Raw genomic sequence first — 16,250 nt, forward strand, 5'->3', positions numbered from 1 at the left:
GCGGGGGTGTCATGGTCGAACGCGTCATAACAGTGACGGCCGCGGCGGGTCTGCACGCCCGTCCCGCTGCCGAGTTCGTGCGCCTCGCAAGCGCTTACCCGGGCGCCGTCGAGGTGCGCGCCGAGGGCCGCGCGCCGATCGACGGCGCGAGCATTTTGGGCATCATGACGCTCGGGGTCGACCGGGGTGAGTCGATCGTCGTGACGGTCGAGGGGCACGACGCGGAGGCACTGCTCGATCGCCTCGAGGCCATCCTCGACCCGGCGCGCTGAGCCCCGGGTCGTTGAGCGAGCGCTGTCCCCGCCAGTCGCCGCCTCCGCCTCCGCTGCCATGTCGCTTGGGGCGCTGAATTCCCGTTGGGGCGTCGGAGCTCGCGCCCCAACGCGAATACGACGCCCCGGGTCGGGTGCACGGCATGCTCGCGCTGCCCATGCGGATGCTTGGGGCGTTGAGCTCCCGTTGGGGTGTGGGGGCGCGCGCCCCAACGGGATTCTGTCGCCCCGGGTCGGATGTCGGGCACGCTGTGCGTCGCCCAGCGGGATGTGTGGGGCTTTGGATTTTTCTCTGGCGCTGGAGTTCCCGCTGGGCGTGGGAGCGCGCGCCCCAACGGGGGCTTCAACGCCCCGGGTGGGTGGAGTGCATTGCCCGTGCGATCACGCTGATGTTCGGCCGAAAGGCGGTCGAACATTGAATGCGCTCAGGTGACGCAGAAACACTCTGGCCGACGCCAGATTTCGCATCGTCCATCGGACCATAGCCCACCCGGTGGTGCCACGGATCCAGTCCTCGCGGGCCTTCTCGTCCCGCAGTGCTTCCTCTGGCGTGCGCCCCGCGAGAAACACCGGGTCGTGGTACTTCGAATCCCCGTCGAACTCGCCGAAGGTGCGCAGCTCGTCGAAGCCGAAGTCCACGAAGTATCGCGAGCCGTTCGGTCCCGGGACCTCGATCTGGAGCCGTGGGACGGGGAACCCGAGGTAGTGCAGGTAGAGCCGGCTGATGCTCTCGCCCGGTCTGTCCGCACGTGGATCTGCGAAGCGAATGGTGCGGGATGAAGCTGCAGAACCGGGCGCGCGTCGTGGCAGGAAGTCGAGCGCGAGTTCGCGGAAGTCGGCGATGGACGCGGCGTCGTGGTGCTTTGAGATAGTTCGCAACGCGGCGTCCGCAGCCGTGATGGATGCCTCGGCGGTGTCGAATCGGCCGAGGTCGGCGATCGTTCGGGGGAGTGTGGTCACTCGCAGCCCACCGATCTCGGTCACACCCGAGTCGACGGTGCCGCGGTGGCGACTGATGTCCTCGGCGAGATGATTTCGCGGCAGCGGCACCACCACGTGGGTCCGCTCGTCCCGTGCTCGAAAGACCGGCAAACCGTGGATCGCGGCAGCCGTCGCGTGAGAAAAGACCGGAGTGGACTCGGATGCTTCGGCCCAGCCCCGCGCCCTGACGACCCTCTTCCCTTCCGGGCGCAGCTGCGACCACTCGGAACCCTCGACATACACGCCGCGTCTCAGCCGGACGAGGTCGCCCGAGTCGAGATGGCGCTCTTTCTGTCGTGACGTCATCCCCTCGCGGGTCAGGCTGCGTGAGGTGAGAAGCGGGAGCGTAAACGGATCGGTCATGCGCTGAGCTTGGCCGCACGGCGCCAGGGGCCCGACGGATCCCCGGGGCATCCGTGGATGAACTGCACCCCCGGTGGCTGTGGAGGGATGAATGGCGGCCGCGATCCCGTCCGGGGCGCTGCAACCGCGTTGGGGCGTGGCCTCCCACGCCCCAACGCGACGAGCACGCCCCAACTTCTCAGCGACGATCCGCCGCGGGCGAAGCACGCCGACCCGCGGCGGGCGGGCTTCTGCCTGCTAGGCGAGTGAGGGTCTCAGCCGCCCTGCAGCACCGCGATGAGCGCCCGCGACGCATCCTCCAACACGGCCGTGCGAGCCCCGGCATCCTCTGCCGAATCGCCGCGCACGTCGATGTACACCTTCAGCTTCGGCTCGGTGCCGCTCGGGCGCACGATCAGCCGTGACCCGTCGTCGAGCCACAGGCGCACCACGTCGCCGGGAGGCAGCGCCCCCGAACCCTCGAGCAGGTCGTCAACACGTGAGACATGGATGCCCCCGATGTCGGTCGGATGGTCTGCCCGCAGCCGCGCCATGATCTGCCCGATCACGGTGAGATCGTCCACCCGCATCGACACCTGCGCGCTGGCGAAATGCCCGAACTGCGTCGCCATGTCCGCGAGCATGCCGCCCAGCGTCGAGCCGGACGCCCGCGCCTGGGCTGCCAGCTCGAGCAGTGCGACCGCGGCGGAGAGCCCATCCTTGTCGCGAACGACGTGCGGGTCGACGAGGTATCCGAGCGCCTCTTCGAACCCGAACACCATTCCGGGCGTGCGCGAAATCCATTTGAATCCCGTCAGCGTCTCGTGAAAGTCGAGGCCGTAGTGCCCCGCGATTGCCGCGAGCCCGGGCGACGACACGAGGGAGCACGCCAGGGACGAACCCTCGGGCGCCCCCGCGGCGCGAGCCTGCCGGGCTGCCCGCCAACCGAGCAGCAGCCCCACCTCGTTGCCGCTGAGGCGCCGCCATCCGCCCGCGCCGTCCGGGATCGCGACGGCGAGCCGGTCAGCATCGGGATCGTTCGCCAGAATCAGCTCGGCATCCGCCGCGACGGCCGCCTCGATCGCGAGGTCCATGGCGCCCGGCTCTTCCGGGTTCGGGAATGCGACGGTCGGAAAGTCCGGATCGGGCTCGATCTGCGCGTCGACCGTGATGGGCGCGGGATATCCGGCGGCGGACAGTAGACGGTCGAGCGTCTCGTGCCCGACACCGTGCATCGCGGTATACACCCAGCGCACGTCTCGGGCGCCTTCGGGAGCGGGCGCGGTGGCCGCGGTCTGGGCGACGTACGCGTCGAGGATGTCCTCACCTGCGATCTCGAACCCGAGCGATCGCGGGATGCGCGACACCGGGATGCCCGCGGCGACCTCGTCGATCCGCGCCGCGATCTCGCCATCCGCGGGGGAGACGATCTGCGCCCCGTCGTCTTCGCCGCCGAGATAGACCTTGTACCCGTTGTCGCGCGGCGGATTGTGGCTGGCGGTGACCATCACGCCGGCGTCTGCCCCGAGGTGCCGCACCGCGAACGCCAGCACCGGTGTGGGCAGCATGCGGGGGAGCAGGATGGCGCGCAGCCCAGCACCCGCGAAGATCTCGGCCGAGTCGCGCGCGAACACCGCGGAGTTCTTGCGTCCGTCGTACCCGATCACGATCGAGGCGCGCGTCTCCGGGGCGGAGTCCGGCACCCGGCCGCGCACGAAGGCCGCGAGTCCGGCCGCGCTCTGGGTGACCAGCACACGATTCATCCGGTTGCTGCCCGCTCCGAGCTCGCCGCGTAGACCCGCCGTCCCGAACGCCAGGCGGGTGTCGAAGCGGTCGTGCAGAGAAGCGGATGCCTCGGCATCTCCGCCCTCGGCGCGTTCGATGAGCCCGGCCAGCTCGTCCCGGGTCTCGGGGTCAGGGTCTTCGGCGAGCCAGGCGCGCGCGGCCTCGAGTGCGGAATCGTCGGATGGCGCAGCATCCGGTCCTCGCGAGATCGTCTCGGTCATAGCTGGCCGATGACGCGGGCGAGCAGCGATGAGATCACCGGCTCGGCCTCGCGACCGGCCTCGATGACCTCTTCGTGGCTGAGCGGGGTCTTCTGAATGCCGGCAGCCAGGTTGGTGATGAGTGAAAAGCCGAGCACCTCCATCCCGGCCTGTCGCGCGGCGATCGCTTCGAGCGCCGTCGACATGCCGACGATGTGCCCGCCGATGGCCTTCGCCATCTGCACCTCGGCGGGGGTCTCGTAGTGAGGGCCGCGGAACTGGCAGTACACGCCCTCATCGAGACTCGGGTCGACGGTTCGTGCGATGTCGCGCAGGCGCGATGAATACAGGTCCGTCAGGTCGATGAACGTCGCACCCTCGAGAGGGGAGTCCGCGGTGAGGTTGATGTGGTCGCTGATCAGCACCGGCCGGCCGGGTGCCCACGTCTCGCGGATGCCTCCCGCACCGTTGGTGAGCACCATGATCTGCGCCCCCGCCGCCGCGGCGGTGCGCACGCTGTGGACGACACGTCGTACCCCGTGGCCCTCGTAGTAGTGGGTGCGCGCGCCGATCACCAGAACGTGCTTGCCGCCGGGCGTGCGAACGCTCCGGAGCGTTCCGACGTGCCCCTCGAGGGCCGGCTTACTGAAGCCCGTGACCTCTGTTGCGGGGATGGTTGCGACGGTGTCTCCGATGAGCTCCGCAGCGCGACCCCAGCCCGATCCGAGCGTCAGGGCCATGTCGTGTTTCTCGACGCCGGTCAGCCGCGCGATGTCGGCCGCCGCCTCGGCTGCGATCGCGAACGGGTCCGCAGCGGGGTCGTCGAGGGGGTGGGGGGTATGCGTTGACATCCCCCCACTCTAGGAAGCGCGGACCGTGTCGGCCACACGCGACGCGGTGGATGCGAGCGGAACGAGCGAAGAGCGCACCGACAGGGAGGACCGCGTCGTCAGGCCGCGTCGCCGCGGATGACACAATGGGGATCATGTCGGGTGAGTTCGAACGCACACAGAGAATCGCAATCATCGGTGGCGGGCCCGGTGGCTACGAGGCGGCGCTGTCCGGCGTCCAACTCGGCGCCGAGGTCACTCTCGTCGAACGAGCGGGTGTCGGTGGGTCCGCGGTCATCACGGATGTCGTGCCGTCGAAGACCCTGATCGCCACAGCGGACGCGGCAAAGGCGATCTCCGAGGCATCCGACCTCGGGGTCCAGTTCTTTGCACGCAACTCGGACGGCAAGCCCAGTCGACCGGAGGTGGCGATCAACCTCGCCGCCGTCAACAAGCGTCTGCTCTCGCTCGCTCGCCAGCAGTCCGAGGACATGCGTCAGACGCTCCTCGATGCGGGCGTCCGCATCATTTCGGGCCATGGTCGTCTCGAGGGCCCGGGTGCGGTGGTCGTCTCGACCGGACCCGGCGGCACGGACTTCGACCGTGTCGAAGCGGACACCCTCGTCATCTCGGTGGGCGCGTCGCCGCGCGAGCTGCCGACCGCCCAGCCCGACGGTGAACGCATCCTGACCTGGACCCAGCTCTACGACATGCCGACGCTCCCCGAGCACCTGATCGTCGTCGGTTCCGGTGTCACGGGGGCCGAGTTTGCCTCCGCTTACATGAACCTCGGCGCGCGCGTCACGCTCGTCTCCAGCCGCGACCAGGTTCTGCCGGGTGAAGACGCGGATGCCGCGGCCGTGCTCGAGAAGGTCTTCCGCCGTGGCGGCATGACCCTCCTCTCGAAGGCCCGCGCCGACTCGGTCGTCCGCGAGGGCGACGGCGTCGTCGTGACGCTCTCGGATGGGCGTCGCATCGAGGGCAGCCACTGCCTGATGGCGGTCGGCTCGATCCCGAACACCGCGGGGCTCGGTCTCGAAGAGGCCGGCGTGCAGATGACCTCGTCCGGCAACATCCGCGTGAATCGCGTCTCGCGCACCTCCGTCCCGAACATCTACGCGGCCGGCGACTGCACGACCTTCGTGCCGCTCGCGTCGGTCGCCTCCATGCAGGGCCGCACGGCCGTCTTCCATGCGCTCGGCGACATCGTGATCCCGATCGAGCGCCGCCGGATCGCCGCGAACATCTTCACCGCGCCCGAGATCGCGACTGTCGGATGGTCGGAGCAGGACATCGTCGACGGCAAGATCGAAGGCGTCGTGCACAAGCTGCCGCTCGCGGCCAACCCCCGGGCGAAGATGATGGGCATCACGGACGGTTTCGTGAAGCTCATGGCCCGACGCGGATCGGGCACGGTCCTCGGCGGCGTGATCGTCGGGCCCAAGGCATCCGAACTCATCTACCCGATCGCGGTGGCGGTGGATCGTCGGCTCAGTGTCGACCAGCTCTCGCGCGCGTTTGCGGTCTACCCTTCGCTCGCGAGCAGCATCACCGATCTAGCGCGTTCGATGCACGTCGTCGACCGCGGACCGGATCTCGACGAGGGCTGAGCCCCGCCGCTCAGCTGATCGTCAGCAGCTGGTGGCCGGCCGAGACGGTGGTTCCGAGGTTCGCATCGATCCCGCCGACCACGCCGTCCTTGTGCGCCTGAATGGGCTGCTCCATCTTCATCGCCTCGAGCACAACGACGAGGTCCCCCTTGACGACCTGCTGGCCGTCCTCGACGGCGAGCTTCACGATCGTCGCCTGCATCGGCGCCTTGACGGCGTCACCGGATGCTCCGGACAGCACGGTCTTCGCGTGATCGCGGCGTGACGGCGGCACGACGGCGGGACGACCGACCGCGGTGGCGGATGACACGATCCGGTCGGGCAGGCTGACCTCGAGTCGCTTGCCCGCGACCTCGACGACGACCGTGTGTCGCGCCTCGGCGGGAGTGGGGTCGCTGAGTTCGCCATCCCACGGCGGGATGTCGTTCGTGAACTCGGTCTCGATCCAGCGTGTGAAGACGCCGAACACGCCGTCATCGGCGGTGAAGGCGGGGTCGCGTACGACCTTCCGGTGGAAGGGCAGCACGGTCGGCAGGCCCGCGACCTCGAACTCGTCGAGCGCACGCCGGGCGCGGCTGAGCGCCTCGGCCCGGTCACGGCCGGTGACGATGATCTTCGCCAGCAGCGAGTCGAACGCGCCGCTCACGGTGTCGCCCGCGGTGACTCCGGAGTCGAGACGGATGCCGGGGCCGCCGAACGTCTTGAACACATGGATCGGGCCCGGCTGCGGGAGGAAGCCGCGACCCGGGTCCTCGCCGTTGATGCGGAATTCGATCGAGTGGCCGGTGACCTCGGGGTCGCCGTAGTCCAGGAGTCCACCCGCGGCGATGCGGAACTGCTCGCGAACGAGGTCGATGCCCGTCACTTCTTCCGAGACCGTGTGCTCGACCTGCAGGCGCGTGTTGACCTCGAGGAACGAGATCGTGCCGTCCGCGCCGATCAAGAACTCGCAGGTTCCCGCGCCGACGTAGCCGACTTCGCGCAGGATCGCCTTGGACGATTCGTAGAGGATGCGGGTCTGCTCTGGCGTGAGGAAGGGGGCGGGTGCCTCTTCGACGAGTTTCTGGTGGCGCCGCTGAAGCGAGCAGTCGCGCGTCGAGACGACGACGACGTTGCCCGCGGCATCCGCGAGGCACTGGGTCTCGACGTGGCGCGGCTTGTCGAGGTACTTCTCGACGAAGCACTCACCGCGCCCGAAGGCCGTGACGGCCTCGCGGGTCGCGGAGTCGAAGAGTTCGGCGATCTCGTCGAATTCGCGCGCGACCTTCAGGCCGCGGCCGCCGCCGCCGTAGGCGGCCTTGATCGCGACGGGGAGGCCCACCTCGCGCGCGAACGCGATGACCTCGTCCGCGTTCGAGACGGGGCCGGGGGTTCCGGGGGCGAGGGGCGCTCCGACCCGCTCCGCGACGTGGCGGGCGGTGACTTTGTCGCCGAGCGCGTCGATCGACTCGGGCGGCGGGCCGATCCAGACCAGGCCAGCGTCGATCACGGCGCGCGCGAAGCCCGCGTTCTCGGCGAGGAAACCGTAGCCCGGATGCACCGCGTCGGCTCCGGAGCGGCGCGCGACCGAGAGGATCTTCTCGATGGAGAGGTAGGTGTCGGCGCTCGTCGAGCCTTCGAGCGCGTACGACTCGTCGGCCAGGCGCGAGTGGAGAGCGTCGCGATCCTGATCGGCGTACACGGCGACGGACCCGAGCCCGCTATCGCGGGTAGCGCGGATGATACGGACAGCGATTTCGCCACGATTGGCGATGAGGACTTTGCCAAATTCGGGCATGGTCGCCAGCCTACCGACGCTCCGGCCCCGTGTTTTGACAGGTCCCGACAAGAAGCCGCGCAGAACGTGGGGGAACGTCTACAACGCCCGCCACAGGCTCGTCCATTCAACGTCCAGCTCGCGGGCCAGACGCCGAAGGGTCGGAAGCGACATCCCGACGACGGTCGACGGGTCTCCCTCGACTCGCACGATGAACGGGGCGCCGAGGCTGTCGATCGTGAAGGCCCCCGCGACGTACAGGGGTTCACCGGTTGCGACGTACGCGGCGATCTCGGCGTCATCGATGTCGTCGGCAAAGGTCACGGAGGCGTGGGCGACCGCCTGCGCCTCGCGCGGCTCGTGCCCGGGACCGACACGGAAGACGCTGTGCCCCGAGTGCAGTACGCCCGTCTTGCCGCGCATGGCGTACCAGCGCGCCGTGGCGTTCGCGGGGGTGTGGGGCTTGCCGAGGATCTCGCCGTCGAGCTCGAACATCGAGTCGCCGCCGATCACGAGCCCGTCGAATGCCGGGTCCTCCGAGACGAGACGCGCCGCGACATCCGCCGCCTTCCGCCGCGCCAAGAGCAGGACGTGCTCGTCGGGGGCAAGGGTGCGGGCCTCTGCTGCCTCGACCGCTCGGATCACCTCGTCCTCGTCGACGTCAGGCGCGAGGGTCAGGGGTTCGATACCGGCGTGGCGCAGCAGCATGAGGCGGGCGGGAGACGTTGAGGCGAGGCAGACGCGCATGCCTCCACGGTAGCGAGCGGGGCCCGCGGGCCTCGAACGGACGCGACACGCCGCGACCTGCGAGTACACGCGGCGTGTCGCGACCGCTCACCGAGGGCAGGCGAGCTGCTACCGGCTCGAGCTGACTGTGAAATGCTCGAGGCGTGGATACCGCCGAAACGATCGAGCTCGAGATCACCGGCGTCGCGCACGGCGGCATCTTCGTGGCCCGTCACGAAGGCCGCGTGATCTTCGTTCCCGACGCGATCCCGGGCGAACGTGTCCGCGCACGGATCACGGATGCCTCGCGCCCCGCGTTCTGGCGTGCCGAGGCCGTCGAGGTGCTCGAGGCATCCGAGAGTCGTCGCCCGCACATCTGGCCCGAGGCGGACATCGCCCGGGCGCCGCACGACCGCGCGGGCGGCGCGGACTTCGGGCACATCCGTCTCGATGCGCAGCGTGAGCTCAAGGCGCGAGTGATCCGCGAGGCGTTCGATCGCTTCGCACACCGCCCTGTCGACGTGGTCGTCGAGCCCGCGGGAACCGACGAGACTCCGGATGGCACGGGATGGCGCACGCGCTTGAGCCTGCACGTCGGACCGGATGGCGCGGTCGGACCCTACGCGGCACGGTCGCACCACATCGTGCCCGTCACATCGCTCCCTCTGGCCGCTCCGGCGCTCGCCGAGGCGGCTCTTCAGCTCGGCACGCGCCGGGGCGACCGCGTCGATCTCGTTCTGCCGTCGGACGGGCAGGTCCGCGTCATCGAGCGGACGGATGCTCCGGACCCGCGCCGCGGCTCACGGAGCGGACCGCGGCGCGGCGCCGATAGTGCGGGTCACGAGGTCGTCGTCGAAACGGCGCGCGGCCGACCTTTCCGTGTAGACGCGAGCGGTTTCTGGCAAGTGCACCGCCTCGCAGCCCAGACGCTGGCCGACGCGGTCGCGAAAGCTCTCGCGAGCACGGGTTTCGATCCGGCCGCGCCGAACCTCGACCTCTACGGCGGGGTCGGACTGTTCGCCGCCGTGATGGGTGAGGTCGGAGGTTCCTCGACCCGCGTCGCGACGGTCGAGTCGGCTGCCCGCGCGACCCATCATGCGGCGCGAAACCTGCGCGACTGGGGCAACGCCGAGGCCATCACGGCGCGCGTCGACCGGTTCCTCGCGTCCGAGGTGGCCGAGGTATCCGAAGCGTCCGGATCGTCCGGATCGTCCGCAGACCCGTACCACGAAGCGACCGTCCTCCTCGATCCGCCCCGTGCGGGCGCCGGGGCCGGAGTCGTGCAAGCGATCGCGGCTCTCGCACCCCGCACCGTCATCTATGTCGCCTGTGATCCGGTGGCGCTCGCGCGAGACACCGCGACGTTCGAGGCCGAGGGGTATGAGCTGCGGGACCTCCGCGCGCTGGATCTGTTCCCCAACTCGCACCATGTCGAGGCCATCGCCGTCTTCGACAGAGCCGCAGCACGCGCCGCCACAGGTTCCGTCGCCTCCCCCCGCTAGGCTGTCCCCATGACGCGGGTTGCCCTGATCGACGATCACGAATCCGTACGCCTCGGCCTCGAAGCAGCGCTCGCCCGATCGGGCAAGGATCTGGTCTTCTCGGGCGCCACCGTCGCCCAATACCTGGGGTGGCGCACCGGCTCGCGTTCCGCCCCCGCCGATGTCGTCGTCTTGGATCTGACGCTCGGAGACGGCACCACGGCGACCGGCAACGTGAGCCGCCTCGTTTCCGACGGATCGAGCGTGATCATCCACTCCGTCGCCGATCGTCCGGCTGCCGTTCGCGAGGCGCTCATGGCGGGTGCGGCCGGCGTCGTCAGCAAGAGTTCCCCGATCGGTGATGTGATGGCGGCGATTCACACCGTCGCGGCGGGGGAGCATCTCGACAATGTCGAGTGGGCGAGTGCCGTCGACGGTGACCGCGCCTTCGCCGACGCCCAACTCTCGGCCCGCGAGCGCGAGGTTCTGCGGCTCTACGCCGCGGGGTTGCCGCTCAAGGTCGTCGCCGATCGGCTGGGTGTCGCGTACTCCACCGCGAAAGAGAACATCACCCGGGTGCGCGTCAAGTACGTCGAAGTGGGCCGGCCCGCGCCGACGAAGGTGGACCTGCTGCGCCGCGCGATGGAGGACGGGATCGTCGAGCAGCCGTCGGAGGATCCATCCGGTGGCGCCTGACATCGATGCCGCGCATGCCGCGACAGAGACGACGCTCGCGTGGGATCGCGCGTGGGGGCAAATCCCCCAGGGAAAGCTGGCGTCCGCCTGGCAGGGCACGTTCACGCGTCGTCGCATCGAGCGGATCGCGGCGATCGCTGCGGCAGTCGGATGCTTCGTCCTTGGCCTCCAGGCGTTCTTCATCGCTCTCGGCAATAATGCGGGGCTGCGTCCCGGCTGGACCATTCCGCTTCTGACGATCGTCTTCGGATCGCTCATCATCATGTGCGGCGCGTGTTTCTTCCGCGCAACCGCTCGTGTGGCAACCGGTGCGTTCGCCGTCATCTACATCGTCATGCTGGCGATCTGGCCGCTCGCCACGGCGGGATCCGTACCCGCGGTAACGCCCGAGCCCTGGTCGTGGTACCTGATCAATGTCGCGACGATCGCCGCGGTCATCGCTTTCCGCTTTCCCCTCCAACTCGCGTGGACCATCGCCACGCCGCTGCTCTACGGTGTCGTGCGGATCTGGCAGGGGGGCTTTGATACCGATTTCCTGCTGGCGGCCGTCTTCGAGGTGCCGTACTCGCTCATCCTCGGCGGCCTGCTGATGACGCTCGTGACGATCTTCCGTCGGATGGCCTCGGGCGTCGACCGCGAACGCGCGCAGACGGTCGCCGCCTACGCCCAGGCCGCAGAGGCGCAGGCCGCGCAAGAGGAGCGGGTCGCCGTCTCGGCACTCATGCACGACAGCGTGCTTGCGGCCCTGATCGCCGCCGAGCGCGCGGATGGCCCCCGAGCTCGATCGCTTGCGATGTCGATGGCGCGCGAAGCGCTGGAGGGTCTCGCGGACACGGGCACTCCGAGCGGGGGGATCGATCCCCAGCCGGCAACGATGAAGGCTCTCGCTCGCGGCATCCAGGCGTCCCTCGCAGACCTGGGGCTGCGGCTGCAGGTGCGTGTCGAGGCAGCGGAAGACGAGCCCCAGGTGCCGCCGGCCGTCGCTGCCGCGATGATCAGGGCTGCCACGCAGGCGGCGGCCAACGCGATCCAGCACGCCGACGGTGTCGGGCTCGAAGCGATCGTCCGTCGTCCCGCTGATCCTGAGGTCAATTCGGTCGCGACTCGTGTCGGTTCGGTCGGGACTGCTGTCGATGCGGATCATGTCGAGGGTGCGGTGCGCAGTGTTCCCGAGAGCGACGAGCGACTGGCCGCCGTCGAAGTCGTCGTCTCGGACAAGGGTCCCGGTTTCGACGTCGATGCGGTGCCCGACGATCGTCTCGGAATCAGTGCCTCGATCCTCGCGCGCATCGCTGCTATCGACGGTGAGGCCGTGATCGATTCCGGCCCTCACGGCACGGTCGTGACCCTGCGCTGGCGAGAGGTGCGACGATGAACGTCCGTACCGTGCTCGCCGCGCTCGCACTGGCCTTTGCGGTGTATCAGGCCGCGCGAGGAGTGCTCTGGACGACTGGTCAGCCTGAGCGTCCGGGATTCCTGTTTGTCGGCCTCATCCTCTACCTCGCGGCGACGGTCGTGACGATCTTCGCCGTCCCACGTCCCGTGGCCGGGGCAGATTCGCCCCGAGAGCCGATGCCGCTCTGGGCGGCTGTCGTCGCGCTCATCACGGTCGCGGTCGTTCCCTCGATGACAGGTTTTGCGGTTGCCGACTCCGAGGGCGTTGCGCGGACCGCCACCTACGGCACCTGGTACGTCGGGGGCGGCGGCGCCCTGATGGTCGTGCTGATGGTGCGACGCAGAACCTGGATCGCGTGGGCCGGCACCGTCGTGCTCTCGATCGGCTCGATGATCTGGATGGGGCCGATCCAGGCGCTCAGCCAGGGGCTCGTCGGCTCGATCGTCTGGGTCGGCGTGGCGCACCTCCTGGTCTTCCTGATCGATCGCGCCGAGCGTGACGCCGAGCAGCTCGCCGAGCTGCAGACCGTCACCTCCGCGTGGGAAGCCGCGCAGGAGGGACGCGAGCGCGAACGCCGGGTGCAACTCCAGCGTGCCCTCGCGGTCGGCGGCCCAGTCCTCGCACGTGTCATCGCCATGCACGGGCTGCTGAGCGAGTCGGAGCGCCGTGAAGCGGGGATGGCCGAGGCGCGGCTCCGCGACGAATTACGTGGACCGCGCCTGCTCGATGACGGTGTGCGTGCCGAGATCGACGCCGCGCGACGCCGGGGCGCGCAGGTGAGTGTCTTCGACGAGGGTGGACTCGAGGGTGTGCTCGACGAAGATCTGAGTCAGATTCGCGCGGAACTCGCCGAGGCGCTGCGCGATTCGCAATCGAACAGGATCATCATCCGCACGTCCCCCGACGATGATGTCGCGGTGACGGTCGTGGGACGCCTCGTGGTGGAGCAGACCGACGAGGATTCGGTAGACCTCTGGCGTGAGATCCGGCACCCGGGACGCTGACGTCTCAGACTCGTGCACCCCGCAGCTGACCTCGACGCGAGCGGAGAGGGGCGGCGAAGTCGCCGGCCCCTCTCCGTTGCGGAACGATTACCCGAAAATCGTCCGCGGGAGCCGCTGTCCCGAGAATCGGGGGTCACGGCCATACGCATGAGCGTGTCACGCCCAACCAGTATGCGGCGGCGCGGAAATCAGTGTCTGTAGGTACTTTGGGGGACATTTTTCCCGGTTTTCCAGGGTTTTCGATGAGCCGGGCGCGAGCGGCACGGTCAGCTCGATCGTCCCCAGGGCAGTCCGCGCTCGAGGGGACGACGGAGTCCCCTCGCGCTCCGGGCCCAGGCCGACGATCCGGTGTCGTCCTCCGCGACGACCGCGTCCGCTTCGCGGGTGTACGCCTCGGTCACGACGGCAAGGAGAGCTGCGAGTTCTTGTTCGTCGGGCGAGCCGCGGAGGACTTCGACCGACACGTCTTCCGGCAAGCTCACAGCGGGATGTTCCCGTGCTTCTTGGGCGGCAGCGTGGCGCGCTTCGTGCGCAGGGACCGCAGCGCCTTGGCGACCATCACGCGGGTCGAGGCCGGCTCGATGATGCTGTCGAGTTCGCCGCGTTCGGCCGCCAGGAACGGTGAAGCCACGTTGTACGTGTACTCGTTGGCGAGGCGCGTGCGGACGGCCGCGACATCCTCGCCCGCCTCTTCGGCGCGCTTGATCTCGCCGCGATACAGGATGTTGACCGCGCCCTGGCCGCCCATGACGGCGATCTCGGCGCTCGGCCACGCGAAGTTCATGTCGGCACCGAGCTGCTTCGAACCCATCACGATGTACGCGCCGCCGTAGGCCTTTCGGAGGATCACGGTGACGAGCGGAACGGTGGCCTCGGCGTAGGCGTAGAGCAGCTTCGCGCCGCGACGGATGACTCCGGTCCACTCCTGGTCGGTGCCGGGCAGGTATCCGGGCACGTCCACCAGGGTCAGGATCGGGATCGAGAACGCATCGCAGAAGCGGACGAATCGGCTGGCCTTCTCACCCGCGTCGATGTTGAGCGTGCCCGCCATCTGCGACGGCTGGTTCGCGATGATGCCCACGGAGCGACCCTCGACCCGCCCGAACCCGATGACGATGTTCGGAGCGAATAGGGGCTGTACCTCGAGGAAATCACCGGCGCCCGACCCTGAGGGCGCGTCCACGAGCTTCGAGATCACCTGGTGGATGTCGTACGGCTGGTTCGGGGAGTCCGGGATGACCGTGTTCAGCGTGCGATCGGCATCCGTCGTCTCCCACTCGAAGCCGGACTCGTAGGTCGGGACGTCCGTCATGTTGTTGTCCGGTAGGAACCCGAGGAGGGTGCGCGCGTAGTCGATCGCGTCGTCCTCGTCCTCGGCGAGATAGTGGGCGACGCCGCTTCGGGTGTTGTGCGTGTACGCGCCACCCAATTCGTCCATGCCCACGTCTTCGCCCGTGACGGTCTTGATCACATCGGGACCGGTCACGAACATCTGGCTGGTCTTGTCGACCATGATGACGAAGTCCGTGAGGGCGGGGGAGTAGACGGCCCCACCGGCCGCCGGACCCATGATGAGCGAGATCTGCGGGATGACGCCCGAGGCCGCCGTGTTGAGGCGGAAGATCTCGCCGTACTTTCCGAGGGCGACGACGCCTTCCTGGATGCGAGCGCCACCGGAGTCGAGGATGCCGATGATCGGCATCCCGCCGCGCAGGGCGAGCTGCATCACCTTGATGATCTTGTCACCGGCGACCTCGCCGAGCGATCCGCCGAATGTGGAGAAATCCTGGGCGTACACGGCAACGGTGCGACCGTGGATCGTGCCCGTGCCGGTCACGACCGAGTCGCCGAAGGGGCGGGACCGGTCCATCCCGAAGGCGGTCGTGCGGTGTCGCACGTACTCGTCGATCTCGACGAAGCTGCCCTTGTCGACGAGCAGCTCGATGCGCTCGCGGGCGGTCAGCTTGCCCTTCGCGTGCTGCTTCTCGCGCGCAACGAGCTCAGCGGAAACGACCGCTTCGTCGTAGCGGGCGCGCAGATCAGCGATCTTTCCGGCGGTGGACAGGTCGGGCTCATGACTCACGCGATTCACTCTATCCGGGCCCCCCACGCTCGAACGGTTGACGTCCCCGCACAACGACCTGTGTCATCCGTTGTGCAATCCCTCCGCCCTCCTCTCTTGCCCGCCTCTCGGAAACCTCGTTCGCGGCCCCGCGCTGCGCCGCGGGAGGACTTCGGCCCGACACGAGGAGAGTCGGACCCGAAACCTCCTTTCCTCGCGCCGAAGTCCTCAAGCGAGGTGCAAGTTCTGCGCGACCGCCGAGAGGATCTGACGCTCAACCAGAGGCCAGCGCTCCATGACCTCGACGTAGTCGAAGCGCAGCACGGTGTACCCCGCGAGGCGCAGACGCCGGTCGTGCGCGATGTCGGCGCGGCGCTGCGCCGCCTGGTGGTACGCGAATCCGTCCAGCTGAATGACCAGTCGCCGCCCGACGAGGAGGTCGACGTCGTGACCCAGCAGTGGGACCTGTTGCAGCGCCGGGATGCCGAGCCTCGCGAGCCGCTGAACGACCAGTGTCTCGAGCCCCGAGTCGGAGTCGCCGCCGGCTTCGAATGCGAGTGTTCGCGCGGCGTGAGTCGTCCATCCGACCGCCTGCAGGTGCGCGGAGGTCGCGAGGCCCTTATTGATCGCAGACTCCCAGATTGCCAGCGCCTCGAGGTGTGGCTGGCAGGTCGCCACGCGGGCGAGGACGTTCTCGATGGCGTCCAGCGGCGACCGTGGGAGAGGCCGGACGGGCCCGAGATTGCGGTGGGCCACGAAGCGGGACAGATCCCGCCCGGCGTGGGGATGGACGGCGAGGTGCAGACGGTCGGGCAGACGAGGAACCCAGAGTCCCAGCATCCGTGCCGCGGACACGCATGTCACTCGCGCGCTCGCGCTCATCGCCGCCCGCAGATCGTCGTCGATGTCCGGAAGATGCAGCCACTGTCTCGCCGTCACCAGGATGAGCGCCGAGCGAAGCGCCTGCTCGAGGCGGTAACGCGTCCACCCCGCCTCGATCGCATCCGAGCGGTGTGCCCATCCTCCGCGCGCCCTGAGCCATGACTGAAGTTCCATGCCCCACATCGTTGTGTCCGCCCTGGGCTGTGAACGTTCGTCGGGTGCAAACG

Annotated in this window: 14 protein-coding genes; 6 read left to right on the forward strand and 8 right to left on the reverse strand. The window is 68.9% G+C overall.

Annotation, left to right across the window (positions count from 1 at the left end; translation table 11 throughout):
* The first annotated feature begins 11 nt into the window (after positions 1 to 11).
* Positions 12 to 272 (forward strand): HPr family phosphocarrier protein, encoded by a 261-nt coding sequence (locus ACXZ1E_RS13775; RefSeq protein ID WP_458041025.1) that lies wholly within the window; start codon positions 12 to 14, stop codon positions 270 to 272.
* Positions 273 to 653: 381 nt separating this feature from the next.
* Here ACXZ1E_RS13775 and ACXZ1E_RS13780 read toward each other — a convergent pair whose 3' ends face one another.
* The 3 genes from ACXZ1E_RS13780 to ACXZ1E_RS13790 form a co-directional block, all read right to left on the reverse strand.
* Entirely contained in the window at positions 654 to 1,616 is a 963-nt protein-coding gene (locus ACXZ1E_RS13780) for a hypothetical protein (RefSeq protein ID WP_458041026.1), read from the reverse strand.
* A gap of 254 nt (positions 1,617 to 1,870) precedes the next feature.
* Positions 1,871 to 3,601, reverse strand: a complete 1,731-nt coding sequence (locus ACXZ1E_RS13785; protein WP_458041027.1) for a phospho-sugar mutase — start codon at positions 3,599 to 3,601, stop codon at positions 1,871 to 1,873.
* Entirely contained in the window at positions 3,598 to 4,431 is an 834-nt protein-coding gene (locus ACXZ1E_RS13790) for a purine-nucleoside phosphorylase (protein WP_458041028.1), read from the reverse strand. Before ACXZ1E_RS13790 ends, ACXZ1E_RS13785 begins: the two co-directional genes overlap by 4 nt.
* Before the next feature lie 134 nt (positions 4,432 to 4,565).
* Here ACXZ1E_RS13790 and ACXZ1E_RS13795 point away from each other — a divergent pair, with 134 nt between their 5' ends.
* Positions 4,566 to 6,020 (forward strand): NAD(P)H-quinone dehydrogenase, encoded by a 1,455-nt coding sequence (locus ACXZ1E_RS13795; RefSeq protein ID WP_458041029.1) that lies wholly within the window; start codon positions 4,566 to 4,568, stop codon positions 6,018 to 6,020.
* A 10-nt stretch (positions 6,021 to 6,030) separates the two neighbouring features.
* Here the strand turns inward: ACXZ1E_RS13795 and ACXZ1E_RS13800 are convergent, their stop codons facing one another.
* Both ACXZ1E_RS13800 and ACXZ1E_RS13805 read right to left on the reverse strand, forming a co-directional pair.
* A complete protein-coding gene (locus ACXZ1E_RS13800; RefSeq protein WP_458041030.1) occupies positions 6,031 to 7,797 on the reverse strand; it encodes an acetyl/propionyl/methylcrotonyl-CoA carboxylase subunit alpha in 1,767 nt (588 codons plus the stop codon).
* Between the two features lie 78 nt (positions 7,798 to 7,875).
* On the reverse strand, positions 7,876 to 8,523 hold the full coding sequence (locus ACXZ1E_RS13805; protein WP_458041031.1) for a Maf family protein: 648 nt from the start codon (positions 8,521 to 8,523) through the stop codon (positions 7,876 to 7,878).
* Between the two features lie 143 nt (positions 8,524 to 8,666).
* On the opposite strand from ACXZ1E_RS13805, the gene ACXZ1E_RS13810 reads away from it, so the two are divergent.
* Genes ACXZ1E_RS13810 through ACXZ1E_RS13825 form a run of 4 tightly spaced genes read left to right on the forward strand, consistent with a single transcriptional unit; the run spans position 8,667 to position 13,079 of the window.
* Complete coding sequence (locus ACXZ1E_RS13810) at positions 8,667 to 10,004, forward strand: class I SAM-dependent RNA methyltransferase (RefSeq protein ID WP_458041032.1); 1,338 nt, start codon at positions 8,667 to 8,669, stop codon at positions 10,002 to 10,004.
* Positions 10,005 to 10,013: 9 nt separating this feature from the next.
* The gene (locus ACXZ1E_RS13815) at positions 10,014 to 10,679 is read left to right on the forward strand and encodes a response regulator (protein WP_458041033.1); all 666 of its coding nucleotides are present in this window, start codon (positions 10,014 to 10,016) and stop codon (positions 10,677 to 10,679) included.
* Positions 10,669 to 12,054, forward strand: a complete 1,386-nt coding sequence (locus ACXZ1E_RS13820) for an ATP-binding protein (protein ID WP_458041034.1) — start codon at positions 10,669 to 10,671, stop codon at positions 12,052 to 12,054. The genes ACXZ1E_RS13815 and ACXZ1E_RS13820 overlap by 11 nt, the downstream gene beginning before the upstream one ends.
* Complete coding sequence (locus tag ACXZ1E_RS13825) at positions 12,051 to 13,079, forward strand: hypothetical protein (protein ID WP_458041035.1); 1,029 nt, start codon at positions 12,051 to 12,053, stop codon at positions 13,077 to 13,079. The genes ACXZ1E_RS13820 and ACXZ1E_RS13825 overlap by 4 nt, the downstream gene beginning before the upstream one ends.
* Positions 13,080 to 13,345: 266 nt before the next feature.
* Here ACXZ1E_RS13825 and ACXZ1E_RS13830 read toward each other — a convergent pair whose 3' ends face one another.
* The 3 genes from ACXZ1E_RS13830 to ACXZ1E_RS13840 all read right to left on the reverse strand — a co-directional run bounded on the left by ACXZ1E_RS13830 (position 13,346) and on the right by ACXZ1E_RS13840 (position 16,197).
* Positions 13,346 to 13,561: an acyl-CoA carboxylase subunit epsilon gene (locus tag ACXZ1E_RS13830; RefSeq protein ID WP_458041036.1), complete on the reverse strand. Its 216-nt coding sequence runs from the start codon at positions 13,559 to 13,561 to the stop codon at positions 13,346 to 13,348.
* Positions 13,558 to 15,162, reverse strand: coding sequence for an acyl-CoA carboxylase subunit beta (locus ACXZ1E_RS13835; protein WP_458041037.1), 1,605 nt, complete (start codon positions 15,160 to 15,162; stop codon positions 13,558 to 13,560). Before ACXZ1E_RS13835 ends, ACXZ1E_RS13830 begins: the two co-directional genes overlap by 4 nt.
* A gap of 207 nt (positions 15,163 to 15,369) precedes the next feature.
* Positions 15,370 to 16,197, reverse strand: coding sequence for an endonuclease domain-containing protein (locus ACXZ1E_RS13840; RefSeq protein WP_458041038.1), 828 nt, complete (start codon positions 16,195 to 16,197; stop codon positions 15,370 to 15,372).
* Positions 16,198 to 16,250 lie beyond the last annotated feature (53 nt).

It is taken from the genome of Pacificispira sp. HM-600 (genome assembly GCF_977993705.1).

Bases quoted from the DNA above. Each gene is read 5' to 3' on its own strand.
- ACXZ1E_RS13775 (WP_458041025.1), top strand. From the start codon at position 12: ATGGTCGAACGCGTCATAACAGTGACGGCCGCGGCGGGTCTGCACGCC.
- ACXZ1E_RS13780 (WP_458041026.1), bottom strand. From the start codon at position 1,616: ATGACCGATCCGTTTACGCTCCCGCTTCTCACCTCACGCAGCCTGACC.
- ACXZ1E_RS13785 (WP_458041027.1), bottom strand. From the start codon at position 3,601: ATGACCGAGACGATCTCGCGAGGACCGGATGCTGCGCCATCCGACGAT.
- ACXZ1E_RS13790 (WP_458041028.1), bottom strand. From the start codon at position 4,431: ATGTCAACGCATACCCCCCACCCCCTCGACGACCCCGCTGCGGACCCG.
- ACXZ1E_RS13795 (WP_458041029.1), top strand. From the start codon at position 4,566: ATGTCGGGTGAGTTCGAACGCACACAGAGAATCGCAATCATCGGTGGC.
- ACXZ1E_RS13800 (WP_458041030.1), bottom strand. From the start codon at position 7,797: ATGCCCGAATTTGGCAAAGTCCTCATCGCCAATCGTGGCGAAATCGCT.
- ACXZ1E_RS13805 (WP_458041031.1), bottom strand. From the start codon at position 8,523: ATGCGCGTCTGCCTCGCCTCAACGTCTCCCGCCCGCCTCATGCTGCTG.
- ACXZ1E_RS13815 (WP_458041033.1), top strand. From the start codon at position 10,014: ATGACGCGGGTTGCCCTGATCGACGATCACGAATCCGTACGCCTCGGC.
- ACXZ1E_RS13825 (WP_458041035.1), top strand. From the start codon at position 12,051: ATGAACGTCCGTACCGTGCTCGCCGCGCTCGCACTGGCCTTTGCGGTG.
- ACXZ1E_RS13840 (WP_458041038.1), bottom strand. From the start codon at position 16,197: ATGGAACTTCAGTCATGGCTCAGGGCGCGCGGAGGATGGGCACACCGC.